Annotated in this window: 10 protein-coding genes; 5 read left to right on the top strand and 5 right to left on the bottom strand. The window is 69.5% G+C overall.

All coding sequences use genetic code 11. The annotated features are described in order from the left end of the window. Positions 1-58: 58 nt before the first annotated feature. Positions 59-364 carry a hypothetical protein gene (locus LDO14_RS03280; RefSeq protein ID WP_223993772.1) on the top strand — a complete coding sequence of 102 codons (306 nt, stop codon included), beginning with the start codon at positions 59-61 and terminating at the stop codon, positions 362-364. Here LDO14_RS03280 and LDO14_RS03285 read toward each other — a convergent pair. Then, positions 361-984, bottom strand: a complete 624-nt coding sequence (locus tag LDO14_RS03285; protein ID WP_043425249.1) for a VTT domain-containing protein — start codon at positions 982-984, stop codon at positions 361-363. The genes LDO14_RS03280 and LDO14_RS03285 overlap by 4 nt on opposite strands. Before the next feature lie 34 nt (positions 985-1,018). Here LDO14_RS03285 and LDO14_RS03290 point away from each other — a divergent pair, with 34 nt between their 5' ends. Next, complete coding sequence (locus LDO14_RS03290) at positions 1,019-1,549, top strand: O-acetyl-ADP-ribose deacetylase (protein ID WP_018770840.1); 531 nt, start codon at positions 1,019-1,021, stop codon at positions 1,547-1,549. Here LDO14_RS03290 and LDO14_RS03295 read toward each other — a convergent pair. Then, entirely contained in the window at positions 1,521-2,495 is a 975-nt protein-coding gene (locus LDO14_RS03295; RefSeq protein ID WP_223995105.1) for an RluA family pseudouridine synthase, read from the bottom strand. The two genes, LDO14_RS03290 and LDO14_RS03295, sit on opposite strands and share 29 nt — an antisense overlap. A 110-nt stretch (positions 2,496-2,605) precedes the next feature. Between LDO14_RS03295 and LDO14_RS03300 the strand changes: the two genes are divergently transcribed. Both LDO14_RS03300 and LDO14_RS03305 read left to right on the top strand, forming a co-directional pair. Continuing rightward, positions 2,606-3,244, top strand: a complete 639-nt coding sequence (locus LDO14_RS03300) for a helix-turn-helix domain-containing protein (protein WP_223993774.1) — start codon at positions 2,606-2,608, stop codon at positions 3,242-3,244. Then, on the top strand, positions 3,241-3,933 hold the full coding sequence (locus LDO14_RS03305) for an SRPBCC domain-containing protein (protein WP_144601236.1): 693 nt from the start codon (positions 3,241-3,243) through the stop codon (positions 3,931-3,933). Before LDO14_RS03300 ends, LDO14_RS03305 begins: the two co-directional genes overlap by 4 nt. Positions 3,934-4,051: 118 nt before the next feature. Here LDO14_RS03305 and LDO14_RS03310 read toward each other — a convergent pair whose 3' ends face one another. Further along, entirely contained in the window at positions 4,052-5,533 is a 1,482-nt protein-coding gene (locus tag LDO14_RS03310; protein WP_223993776.1) for a PLP-dependent aminotransferase family protein, read from the bottom strand. Positions 5,534-5,594: 61 nt separating this feature from the next. Here LDO14_RS03310 and LDO14_RS03315 point away from each other — a divergent pair, with 61 nt between their 5' ends. After that, positions 5,595-6,230, top strand: coding sequence for a membrane protein (locus tag LDO14_RS03315; RefSeq protein WP_018770845.1), 636 nt, complete (start codon positions 5,595-5,597; stop codon positions 6,228-6,230). 22 nt (positions 6,231-6,252) lie between these two features. On the opposite strand, the gene LDO14_RS03320 is transcribed toward LDO14_RS03315, so the two are convergent. Then, on the bottom strand, positions 6,253-7,083 hold the full coding sequence (locus LDO14_RS03320; protein WP_223993778.1) for a DNA-formamidopyrimidine glycosylase family protein: 831 nt from the start codon (positions 7,081-7,083) through the stop codon (positions 6,253-6,255). Then, positions 7,076-12,097 carry an ATP-dependent helicase gene (locus tag LDO14_RS03325; protein WP_223993779.1) on the bottom strand — a complete coding sequence of 1,674 codons (5,022 nt, stop codon included), beginning with the start codon at positions 12,095-12,097 and terminating at the stop codon, positions 7,076-7,078. Before LDO14_RS03325 ends, LDO14_RS03320 begins: the two co-directional genes overlap by 8 nt. Positions 12,098-12,191 lie beyond the last annotated feature (94 nt).

Below are 12,191 nucleotides of genomic sequence, written 5' to 3' on the forward strand. Positions count from 1 at the left end.
GCGGGCGTTTCGGATCCAGGCGCAGGATGTGAGCGGGGGTTTGGATAGGGTTGGAGGCATGCCTTCCTTCCAGACCCGCCTCAAGATCACCGGGCTGCGGCCGGGCAATCCGCCGGAGGCTGTCATGGACGCGGCCGTGGAGGCGCTGGGCACGCGCCACCACGTGGAGGCGCACCAGCTCCAGCTCGCCGGCGGCGTGCCGCAGCTGAACCTGCGCTTCCTCGTCGAAGCCAGCGAGTACAGCGGCGAGAACCGGCAGGCGGTGGAGTCGGCAGCCATGATGCGCGACGCCGTCGAACGCGTTGCGCTGACAGGCTCGCTCAGCGTGCTGCGGCGCAGCCGCGGCACGTGGCTGCCCGTCTAGCCTGCGTCGGGGATCGGCTCGTCCTCCACCGGCGACCGGTCTCCGCGCCGCCGGGTGACGATGATCCCCACGACGGCGCCGATCACCAGGCCAACGGCCACGCCGATGAGTGAGCTGGCCCAGAACGGCAGCTTGGTGGCCGAACCGGTGAAGTAGCCCAGCCCCACCAGCCAGCATGCCCACAGGACCGCCCCCAGCCCGGCGCAGAGGCTGAAGCCCCGCACGGAGACGTTCGCGATCCCGGAGGCGGCCGATGTGGCCAGCCTGCCGCCGGGGATGAACCGGGCCCCGATGATGGTGCCGTAGGTGGATGAACGGCCCGCCTTGGCCAGTCCGGCATGGATGCCGGCGTGGACGCGGCGGCCCCATTTCCAGCGGTCCAGCACATGGCTCAGCCGCCGCCGGAAGAGCTGGAACACCACCATGTCTCCCATCCAGGAGGCCAGGGCGGCCAGGACAAGCACCAGGAACACGTTGGCCCGGCCGTCGGCGGACAGCGCGCCTCCGGTAATCACCACCATCTCCGACGGGATGGGCGGAAAAATGGCGTCGCCGATCACCACCGGGATGACCCAGAAATAAAGGGCCGCCCCCCAGCTGTCAATGCCGCCGAAGTCCATTGCCACAAGGTACCGCACTTGGGAAACTGGCGGCATGCGGATCTCGGTTCTGCAGGGCGACATTACGCAGCGGCGGGTGGACGTGGTGGTGAACGCCGCCGACCCTTCGCTGCTGGGCGGCGGGGGAGTGGACGGTGCGCTGCACCGGGCCGCCGGGCCGGAATTGCTGGCAGCGTGCCGGGAACTGCGTGTCACGGCGCTGCCGCACGGCCTCCAGACCGGGGCCGCCGTGGCCACGCCGGCGTTCCGGCTGCCGGCCCGCTGGGTGATCCATACGGTGGGACCCAACCGCCGCGCCGGACAGACCAACCGTGCGCTCCTGGTGTCCTGCTTCAGCGAAAGCCTGCGGCTGGCCGACAGGTTGGAAGCCGGGGAGCTTGCCTTCCCGGCCGTGGGGGCCGGAGCCTATGGGTGGCCGGCTGCGGCGGTGGCGCAGGCGGCGCTGGAGGCCGTTGATGGTTTCCGGGCCTCGCATCCGGCAAGCGGCCTGGAACTGGTGGAGTTCGTGCTGCACACCGCGGACGTGGAGGCGGTGTTCAGGGACGTGCTGGGGCCGCTTCGCTGAGTTCCAGGCTGCTGCGGTACTCCACCGGCCGGCCGGAGATCGGATCCACGAACCGTATGCCGCGTGCCAGCAGCTGCAGCGGTCTGGCGTAGTCGTCCGGGGCTTTGTCCAGCAGGTCCGGGTAGAAGGCGTCGTTCACGATCCCCAGCCCCAGCGAGGCCATGTGCACCCGCAGCTGGTGGGTCTTTCCGGTGTGCGGTTCCAGCCGGTACCTGGCCAGGCGCGGCCTGCCGCCGGCACCGGTGCCCGCGGCAACCGCCGCCGGGCCGCCGTCGAACGTTTCCAGCCGCTCAATCCTGGTTTCCGCGTTCGGCTCGCCGTCGATGACCTCCGCCAGCAGGTAGCTGCGGGACTTGGTCATCCGGTTGCGCACCACCACGGGAAAGTCGATGGCGGGGTACCCCTGCGCGGGCTCGGCGGCCGAGACGCACTCGTATTCCTTCTGCACCTGCCGCTTCTCAAAAAGCACCTGGTACCGGCCGCGGGTCTGCGGGTTGGTGGAGAAGAGCAGGACGCCGGCGGTCATCCGGTCCAGCCGGTGCATGGGGATCAGGTCCGGCAGGTCCAACTGGTTGCGCAGGCGCACCAGGGCCGACTCCTGGATGTACGTGCCGCCCGGGGTGGTGGGCAGGAAGTGCGGCTTGTCCACCACCAGCAGGTGGTTGTCCTGGTGGAGGATGCTGATTCCCACGGGCAGCCGCGTCTCCGGCGGCAGCGTGCGGTAGTACCAGATGAAGGTGTGGTCCTGCAGCGGAGTGGCGCGGTCCAGGGGGACGCCGCCCTCGCCAACGATCTCGCCGGCGTCGAACCTCTCCTCGATGCCCTGCGGATCGATATGTCCCCAGCGGTGCATCATGTAGTCCATTGCGGTGTGCCACGGACCCTCTTCCGGAAGGCGCAGGCGGGTGGCGTTAACGCCGTCGCGCACGGGAAGGGGGGATTGCATCACCCGCCCATTCTACCGGGGCCGCCGTGGCCCTCCGGGGCCGGGTCCAGCCACCACCGACGATAAAAAAGTTCTTGACAATAAAAGTTGTCGGTTGCGATAGTGGAGGCATGCAGGACATCGCCGTCATCGAGGACCCGGCCACGGCCGAGGTATCCCTGGACCCCATCCGCACCCGGATCCTGCGCGAGCTGGTCCAGCCGGCTTCCGCCACGCAGCTGGCCGTCCGTGTCGGCCTGCCCCGGCAGAAGGTGAACTACCACCTCAAGGCGCTGGAGCGGCACGGGCTGGTGGAACTGGTGGAGGAACGCCGCAAGGGCAATGTGACCGAGCGGGTCCTGCAGGCCACGGCGGCGTCCTACCTCATCTCACCTATCGCGCTGAATGAGGTGTCCCCGGACCCGCGACGGTTTGCAGACCGCTTCTCCGCCTTTTGGCTGCTGGCGCTCGCGGGCCGGATGGTCCAGGAGGTGGGCAAGCTGATTGCCGGCGCCGCCGCTGCCCGGCAAAAGCTGGCTACGTTCGCCATTGATGGCGAGATCACGTTCCGCACCGCGGCGGACCGTGCAGCCTTCGCCGAGGAGCTCGGCACCGAGGTCACCCGGCTGGTGGACAAATATCACGACGACGCCCAGTCACCACGGGGGCGGCGGCACCGGCTCGTCGTGGCGCTGCACCCGGCACTTAAAGAAACCGGTGCCCCCATGGCAACCAACGAATCCCATCCAGGCAAGGAGCAGGACAAATGACCGACAACCGCAACTTCGAAATCGTCTACGACACGGAGCTCCCCGGCACGCCCGAGCGGGTGTGGGAAGCGGTGACCAATGGAACGCCCGCATGGATGTTCCCCACGGACCAGTGGCCGGACGTCAGGACGGTGGAGGAGTACCCGCACCACCTGGTCTCCCGGATGGACGGGCCCGACGGCTGGTTCAACCAGCTGGAACATGTGCTGGAACCGCTGGACGGCGGCCGGGCCCGGCTCCACTACGTCCACAGCGGCATCTTCGCGGACAACTGGGACCAGCAGTACGACGGCGCCAGCCGCCACACCGAGTTCTACCTGCACACGCTGGGCCAGTACCTGCAGTACTTCGACGGCAGGCCTGTGGTGTTTACGGACGTCCAGGCACCGGCGGCATCCCAGGCCCCCGATGGTTTCATCCGGCTTCGCGAAACGCTGCGTGCCGGCGCGGCCGGGCAGGGCGCTGCGGTGGATGTGGAGCTCGACGGCGTGGGCCGGCTGACAGGCGAGGTGGACTTCTCCAATGAGCACTTCCTGGGCGTGCGCACCCCGGACGCCCTCTACCGGTTCTTCGGCCGCAACGCTTTCGGTGCCCCCGTTGGCATGACCGTGCACGACTTCAGCGGCACCGCCGATTCCGCGACCACGGCCAAGGCCTGGGGCGGTTTCCTGGAGCGCGTGTACGCGTAACTGCCCCTAACGTTCTGTGTGGCGCTCCAAATCGCCGGAACGGTGCGGGATCGCCGTACCTCTCCGGCGATTTGGCACCGTTCCGGCGATTCCGACGGCGGCCGGTCCGGGCCCGGCGTCAGGCGATGGCGACGGCGGGGGCATGGGTGAGCGAGCGCCGCAGCTGGGGAGCCGAGTCCAGCTTGTCCTGGGCGGCGCGCAGCGCCAGCACCGCCGTTTCGAGCTTGTCCGGTGGAAGGGCGAACGGCACCCGCAGGTTGCGTTCGAACGCGCCGCCGATGCCGAACCGGGGTCCCGCCGCCAGCCTGACCCCGAAGTCCGGCGCGAGCACTGTCAACGCCGTGCTGATGGGCGTGGGAAGCCGGCACCAGATGGACAGGCCGCCGGCTGCATGCGTGGTGCGCCAGGTGGGCAGATGTTCGGCCAGGAGGCCGAGAAGTGCTGCCCGGTTGCCGCGGAGGGTCTCCAGCAGCGCGGGCAGCGGTTCGTCCAGGGCCCGCACCAGGTGGGCGGCGGCGAGCTGTTCCATGACGGGTCCGCCCAGATCCAGGGTGGTGCGTGCCGCGGCAAACCGCTGGATCATCGTTTCCGAGGCCCGGATCCAGCCGGTGCGCAGGCCGCCCCAATGCGACTTGCTGAGGGATCCGATGGACACCACCGTGCTGCCGAAGGCGGCCAGTGGAGTGGTGGCGACGCCGTCCAGGTTCAGTTCACGGAGTGTCTCGTCCGCTACCAGCACGGTTCCGGCAGCGGCGGCGGCGCGGACCAGCCGCCGGCGCTGGGCGTCCGGCATGATCATGCCCGTGGGGTTGTGGAAGTCGGGGACAAGGTAGGCGAGCTTTGGCTTTTGCTGGGCCATGGCCGACTCCATGGCGGGCAGGTCCCAGCCGGACTTCGTGAAAGCCACCGGGACGGCACGGCAGCCGGCCGCCCGGATGGCATCCAGCGCGTGCGGGTAGCTGGGGTGTTCCACCATGACCCGGTCCTGCCGGCCTGCCAACGTGCGGATGATGATGGTCAGGGCATGCTGCGCGCCGGACGTCACCATGATCTGGCCTGCCTGGGTGGGCGCCCCGGCTGCCGAATACCTGTCCGCAATCGCCTGGCGCAGGGGCCTTAATCCCAGGGCGTCGTAGCCGAATCCCGGCAGCAGGGCGGGAAGCTCCGTCAATGCCGCGGCGAAGGCCCGGTGCACCACCTCGCCGCTGGCAGGCAAGGCCGAATAGGCAAGGTCGATCAACCCTTCCGGTGCGGTGAGGCCAGGTGCGGTAAACGGTTCGGCCGGCCGCGGCTGCGGACCGTAAAGCGCCCGGCCGAACGGCGTGAGTTCGGGGATGCGCGTCTTGCCGCGGCTGCCCTGGCCGCTGCTGAGGAAGCCTTGTTCCCGGAGGCTGGAGTAGGCGGCGGTAACGGTTGTCCGGCTGATGCCGAGGGCTGCCGAAAGGGACCGTTCGCTGGGCAGCGCGCTGTCCAGGGCTACACGGCCATCCAGGATCAGGAGCCGGACCACATCGGCCAGTTCCCGGTAGGCCGGGCCGGTGCCGTTGTGCCAGGTGCCAAGCAGGCGGGACAGGGCGGTGGCGCTCAAGGTGGTGGACATGTAGCCAGTATCTCAAACTGGCTATGTATTCCGATGCCAGTTGCATGGAATGGTTGTTTGCATGATGACCCGCAGACTCCTCCAGCTCTTCACCGGCCTCGCCATGTACGGCATCTCCCTGGCCATGTTCATCCGCGCCGGGCTGGGGCTGGACCCCTGGGACGTGTTCCACCAGGGGCTGGCGAACCGGACGGGTCTGAGCATCGGTGTGGTGGTCATCGCTGTGAGTTTCCTGGTGCTGCTGCTCTGGATACCGCTCCGGCAAATGCCCGGCTTCGGCACTCTCTGCAACGCGGTCCTGGTGGGCGTATTTGCGGACGTCGGCCTGGCCCTGATTCCTGCCGTACCCCACGTGGCCGGCCAGGCCGGGCTTCTTGCAGGGGCCGTCCTGGTGAACGGCGTCGCCTCAGCCTGCTACATCGGGGCCGGGTTCGGGCCGGGTGCCCGCGACGGGCTGATGACGGGACTGGCGCGCCGGACCGGGTGGTCAGTCCGGCTGTCGCGCACGCTGATTGAGGTGTCCGTGCTGGCCATCGGCTGGCTGCTGGGAGGCTCGGTGGGCGTGGGCACGGTGGTCTACGCCCTGGCCATTGGTCCGCTGGTCCACGTGCTGCTGCCGCGCTTCATGGTTCCTGCCGCCGTTCCGAAGACCGACGGCAAGGCACGGACCGCCATGGCTCCGGAGGGCTGCGCCTGACAGGACCACCTGCGCCTAAAGATCAACTGGGTACGGGCTGGCATTTCGGGCAGAAGTAGATGTCCCGCTCCTCCTCACCGTTTGGCTTGCCCAGGAGTCCGCGCTGGATGGGCGTGCCGCATTTCAGGCAGGGCTGGCGTTCCCGGCCGTACACCCAGTAGCCGGGCCTGCCTGCCATCCTGCCCACCGGCATGCCGCGGGCATTCAGGATGGTGACGCGGCGGCCGGGCCCGAGGTTCACTTCCAGAAGCTGTTTGGCATCGGTCATCAGGGTCCGCACGTCCGTGACCCCGGAAACCGGCGTGGCGGGATGCACCCCGGACAGGAAGCACGTTTCGCAGCGGTAAATGTTCCCGATGCCTGCGAGGTTCCGCTGGTCCAGCAGGGCAACCCCCACCGGCACCTCAGGGCGCGAACGGATGCGCCGTTCCGCCTCGTCCGGGTCCCAGTCCGGGCCCAGGAGGTCCGGGCCGAGGAATCCCACGATGGAGTCCTCATTGGCTGTGGCCACCACTTCCACAATGCCAAGGGAAAAGCCGACGGCGTCTGCCACGGCCGTGCGGAGCACGCACCGGGCGGTGAATCCCGGCTTCCGCCACCTTCCGCCAGGCGAATACACCTGCCAGGCGCCTTCCATCTTCAGGTGCGAGTGAATGGTCAGCCGTTTGTCCTCCGGGCTGACCACCCGCATCAGCAGGTGCTTGCCCCTGGGAACCACCTCGGCAACGGTCCAGCCGGCCAGGTTGAGGGTGGCGAACCGGGGCACGCGGAAGTCCGAGGCGAGCAGCGTCTGTCCGGCTAAAGCCTGGTGCAGCTGGCGGGCGGCCCGCCAAACCGAATCGCCCTCAGGCACGGATCCTCAATCCCTTCGGGGTGGAGTAGGCGCCGGCGGAGCTGAGGGCAGCGGCCACCGGGGTGTCCAGGATGCCGTGCCCGTTCACTTTCTCCATGATCAGCTTGTCCACCGCACCGCGGGTGACCACCCCCACCAGCGCGGCACCCGCCGCCGCCAGGACGGCCTCGTCATCGCTGAAGGCCAGCAGGGTCTTCCCGCCACGCTCGACGTACAGGACCAGCGCACCGTCCACCAGGACCACCAGCGCGCCGGCCTTCCGGCCGGGACGGTGGCCGGTTCCGGCGTCGTCCTGCAGCGCGGGCCAGGGGAGGGCCGCACCGTAGGGGTTGGCGGGATCGGTGGCGGCGAGGGCCAGGGCCACCGGTTCGGCCTTAGCCAGCTGCGTGTCTTCCGAGTAGGAGCGGAGCCGGTCCACGGTGGCCGGAACAGCGAACTGGGCGGCACCAAGATGTTCGATGAAGTACCCCCGGCGGCAGCGGCCCGTCTCCTCCAGCCGGGCCAGGACCTTGTACATCAGGCCGAAGCCACCCACGATCTGTTCGGCCATGACCGAGCCCCGGGTGACCACGCCATAGCGGTCCAGCAGGAGTTCCGCCGTGGCGCGGGCATGGATGGTGGGATCGAGTTCAGGCTCGGGAAGCGCCGACCACCGCCCGGCGGCGGTGGGCGGAGTGGCGGCACCCTGCGTTCCATACCGGCCGCCGGCCAGCCCGGGGGAGCCCATCAGGCCGGTGCCGTGGGAGCGGCCCAGCCGGCTGAGCCGCGGCGCCCTGGCACGTGGTGCCCTTGCCACCTGGCGGTGGGCCGTGTGGCCTCCCGCGATCAAGGCCCGGACCGGGGCGAACGTGTCACCGGTGATCCTGCCGGCCCATGCGAGGTCCCACAGCGCAGCCACCACCTCCTGGTCGCTCAGCACGGCGTCCATACCGCCCGCCACTTCGGTCAGCTGGCGGAAGAAATACCCGCCGCCGTTGTTCCGCAGGTGGTCCAGGAGCCGCTGGCCGGCGTCCCCCGGTTCAAACTCGGGCGATGGGTTGAGGGTCAGTTCCACCGAGTCCGCCAGGTGAAGGCTGATCCAGCCATCGTTTCCCGGGAGCGCCCCGGCCCCCGACCACAGGACTTCACCTGCAGCCATCAGTTCATCCAGCATCGCGGGCTGGTAATTGGATACCCGTGTGGCCAGCACCAGGGGCTCCCAGGCTGACGCGGGGACGGGCACCCCTGAGAGCTGGTCGATGGCGGTGATGATGCCGTCCAGGCCGCGCAGCGAGGGCTGGCCGCGGCCGCCGCCGGGAGTCCTGACATGCTGCCACGCGGGCAGGAAGCGTCCGTAGGCGGCAGCGTCCACCGGCTCCACTTCGGCACGCAGCGCGGCCAGGGAACGACGGCGGAGCTTGCGCAACACCTCGGCGTCGCACCATTCGCTGGGGATAGTGTGCGCAACGTCGGGGACGGGAGCGCTGGCGGCTTCATCGGCTGGCGGTGGTCCGGCAGGTTCGCCGGCCTCCGGCGGCGCGGTTTCGGGCGGGGTGACGTGGGGCCGGAATTCCCCCTCCACCACGCGTCCATCCGCTGCCAGGCGTTTCAGGGCCGTACCCACCACAGCCACACCGAGGCCCAGCCGGGCAGCGGCTTCGGCAGCGGTGAAGGGCCCATGGGTCCGGGCATACCGGGAGACAAGGTCGCCCAGGGGATCGGCCACCGGCTCGATGAAGGCCAGCGGAACGCCCATGGGCAGCGGAACGCCAATGGCGTCGCGGAGTCGGGCTGCATCCTCCACGGCGGCGAAGCGTTCAACCCCGCCGATGTTGACCTTGATGGCGCGGTTGGCGCGCTGGAGCGCGGCCAGGTGGGCCGCCGCCTCCTGCACGGTTGCCGCAGCCTCGACCGGCGGAGCGTCACCGGGCTCGGGCACCTGGATTGCGTCCCCTGCCGGCTGTGAACCCTGGAGCCGTGCCGCCGTTTCCCCAGCCGTCAGCGGGCCCAGCAACCGCAGGAGGTCCGCGACGCCCTCCATGCCCCGTGCACGCCGGTCAGGGGCCAGCCGCTGCAGCTCGCGTTCGGTGGCCTCGATGACTTTGGCGTCCAGGAGTTCGCGCAGTTCCACCCGGCCCAGCAGCTCGTTCAGGAGGGTGGAGTCCAGGGCCAGGGCGGCGGCCCGCCGTTCGGCGAGCGGGGAATCGCCCTCATAGAGGAACTGGGCCACGTAACCGAAGAGGAGGGACTTGGCGAACGGCGAGGGCTGTTGGGTGGTGGTCTGCAGGATCCGCAGCTCACGCCGTTCCACGGACGCGGCGATGTCCTTCAACGCCGGCAGATCGTAGACGTCCTGCAGGCATTCGCGGACTGTTTCCAGCACGATGGGGAACGTGGGGTACTTCCTGGCCACGTCCAGCAGCTGGGCCGACCGCTGGCGCTGCTGCCAGAGCGGCTGGCGCTTGCCCGGGGTCTGGCGCGGCAGCAGCAGCGCACGGGCAGCGCACTCCCGGAACCTCGAGGCAAACAGGGCGCTGCCGCCCACCTCTGCCGTGACGATCTGCTCGAGTTCCTCGGGATCGAAGAGGAACAGCTCGGCGCCGGGCGGCTCGTCCTCCATCATGGGCACCCGCAGCACGATGCCGTCGTCGGCGGCCATGGCGGAGCCGTCCAGTCCGTAGCGCTGGTGCAGCCGTTGCCCCACAGCCAATGCCCAGGGCGCGTGCACCGGCATGCCGAACGGGCTGTGCAGGATCACGCGCCAGTCGCCCAGTTCGTCGTGGAACCGCTCCACCACCAGGGTGGTGTCGCTGGGGACCACCTCGGTGGCCTGCTTTTGCTCGTTGAGGTACTGGATGAGGTTGTTGGCGGCGAAGTCGTCCAGGCCGCTGGCCTTGCAGCGCTCGGTGGCAGGGCCGGCGTCGGACGCGGACAGTTCGCGGACGAAGGCGCCAAGTGCGCGGCCCAGGTCCACGGGCCGCCCCAGCGAATCGCCCTTCCAGAACGGCAGCTTGCCGGGCTGCCCGAACGCGGGGGAGACCAGGACGCGGTCGTGGGTGATGTCCTCGATCTTCCAGCTGGTGGCGCCCAGGGCAAAGACGTCCCCCACCCGGGACTCGTAGACCATTTCCTCGTCCAGCTCGCCCACGCGCCGGCCGCCCTTTGGTGCGCGCGCCGGTTTGCCGTCCCCGGAGGGGGAGGCAGAGCCTTCCTGTTCGGTGCCGATGATGTAGACGCCGAACAGGCCGCGGTCCGGGATGGTGCCGCCGGACGTAACGGCCAGGCGCTGGGCTCCGGGCCGCCCCTCGATGGTGCCGGCGTTGCGGTCCCAGATGATCCGTGGCCGCAGCTCGGCGAACTCGTCGGACGGGTAGCGCCCCGCCAGGAGGTCGAGGGTCGCCTCGAACGCTGACCGGGGGAGGGAAGCAAAAGGCGCCGAGCGCCGGACGGTGCTGAACCACTCCTCCACGTCGATGCTGCCCAGGGCGGTTGCGGCAACGGTCTGCTGGGCCAGGATGTCCAGCGGATTGGCCGGGATGCTGAGCCGCTCGATCTTGCCACCCAGCATCCGCTCCACGGTGATGGCTGTGTGGACCAGGTCTGCCCGGTGCTTGGGGAAAAGGACGCCCTGGGAAATCTCGCCCACCTGGTGCCCGGCGCGTCCCACCCGCTGCAGGCCGCTGGCCACGGACGGCGGCGACTCCACCTGCACCACCAGGTCCACGGCACCCATGTCGATGCCCAGTTCCAGGGACGACGTAGCCACAACGCAGCGCAGCCGCCCGGACTTGAGGTCGTCCTCGATGAGCGCGCGCTGGTCCTTGGACACGGAACCGTGGTGGGCGCGGGCCAGGACCGGATCAGCGCCCGCGGAGCTGCCGGCCTGGGCCATCATGTGCGCAGGGGTGGCGGTTGAAGCGGGAATGCCCGACGGCGGTCCCCCCGGCGTGCCGGGCGCGCCGGCCTGCCCTTCCGGGCCGGGATCGTCCCAGCCCCCGCCGACGGCAATCAGCTGGCGTTCGGCGTAGATCTCGTTGAGCCGCGCCGTGAGGCGTTCGGCAAGCCGCCGGGAGTTGGCGAAGACGATGGTGGACTGGTTGGCCAGCACCAGGTCCACGATCTTTTCCTCCACATGCGGCCAGATGGAAGCCTGCGGCTGCAGGCCGGAAGCCGGGCCGGAGTCGAACGCCCCTGCCGCGCCCTGCAGGTCCGACATGTCCTCCACGGGCACCGATACGGTGAGGTCCCAGTTCTTCCTGGCCGGCGGGGCGACGATCTCCACGGGGGCTGAACCGGCCAGGAACTGGGCCACCAGCTCCCGCGGCTCCACCGTGGCGGAAAGCCCGATGCGCTGCGCAGGCTTGGGCAGCAGCGCGTCCAGCCGCTCCAGGGACACGGCAAGGTGGGCCCCGCGCTTGGTCCCGGCCACGGCGTGGACCTCGTCAATGATGATGGTGTCCACCTCGGCAAGGGTTTCGCGGGCCTTGGAGGTGAGCATGAGGAACAACGACTCCGGGGTGGTGATGAGGATGTCCGGCGGGTTGGTCAACAGCGTCCGGCGGTCCGCAGCGGGAGTGTCCCCGGACCGGACCCCTACCGTGATCAGCGGGGCGGGAAGTCCCAGCCGCTTTGCCGTCTGGGTGATGCCGATCAGCGGGGACCGCAGGTTCCGTTCCACGTCAACGCCCAAAGCCTTAAGGGGCGAAATGTAGAGGACACGGGTCTTGCGCTTTGGCGCCCGGGCCCGCTTGCCTTTTGCGGGCGCTTCGGCAGCGGCGGGATCAGGGGCCTGGGACGCCGAGGCGAGCAGCCTGTCCAGCGCCCAGAGGAAGGCCGCGAGGGTCTTTCCGGAGCCGGTGGGGGCCACCACCAGCGCATGCGATCCTGAGGAGATGGCGTTCCAGGCCCCGGCCTGCGCAGGAGTCGGCTCGGAAAACGCGCCAAGGAACCAGTCCCTGGTGGGCCGGCTGAACTGGCCCATGGGGGCGGCCGCACCGGAAACACTGCTGCCGGCAGGACGCTGTTCCTGGTTCATGCCTCCATCATGCCGCAAGGCACTGACACCCGACTCCCGGGCGGCCGGGGTTCCGCCCGAAGCCGAACATCACCCCGTCCACCCCCGGGATTTC

Origin of the sequence: Arthrobacter sp. NicSoilB11 (genome assembly GCF_019977375.1) — a bacterium.
Classification (GTDB): Bacteria; Actinomycetota; Actinomycetes; order Actinomycetales; family Micrococcaceae; genus Arthrobacter.

Bases quoted from the DNA above. Each gene is read 5' to 3' on its own strand.
- LDO14_RS03280 (WP_223993772.1), top strand. From the start codon at position 59: ATGCCTTCCTTCCAGACCCGCCTCAAGATCACCGGGCTGCGGCCGGGC.
- LDO14_RS03300 (WP_223993774.1), top strand. From the start codon at position 2,606: ATGCAGGACATCGCCGTCATCGAGGACCCGGCCACGGCCGAGGTATCC.
- LDO14_RS03295 (WP_223995105.1), bottom strand. From the start codon at position 2,495: ATGCAATCCCCCCTTCCCGTGCGCGACGGCGTTAACGCCACCCGCCTG.
- LDO14_RS03325 (WP_223993779.1), bottom strand. From the start codon at position 12,097: ATGAACCAGGAACAGCGTCCTGCCGGCAGCAGTGTTTCCGGTGCGGCC.
- LDO14_RS03305 (WP_144601236.1), top strand. From the start codon at position 3,241: ATGACCGACAACCGCAACTTCGAAATCGTCTACGACACGGAGCTCCCC.
- LDO14_RS03315 (WP_018770845.1), top strand. From the start codon at position 5,595: ATGATGACCCGCAGACTCCTCCAGCTCTTCACCGGCCTCGCCATGTAC.
- LDO14_RS03285 (WP_043425249.1), bottom strand. From the start codon at position 984: ATGGACTTCGGCGGCATTGACAGCTGGGGGGCGGCCCTTTATTTCTGG.
- LDO14_RS03290 (WP_018770840.1), top strand. From the start codon at position 1,019: ATGCGGATCTCGGTTCTGCAGGGCGACATTACGCAGCGGCGGGTGGAC.
- LDO14_RS03310 (WP_223993776.1), bottom strand. From the start codon at position 5,533: ATGTCCACCACCTTGAGCGCCACCGCCCTGTCCCGCCTGCTTGGCACC.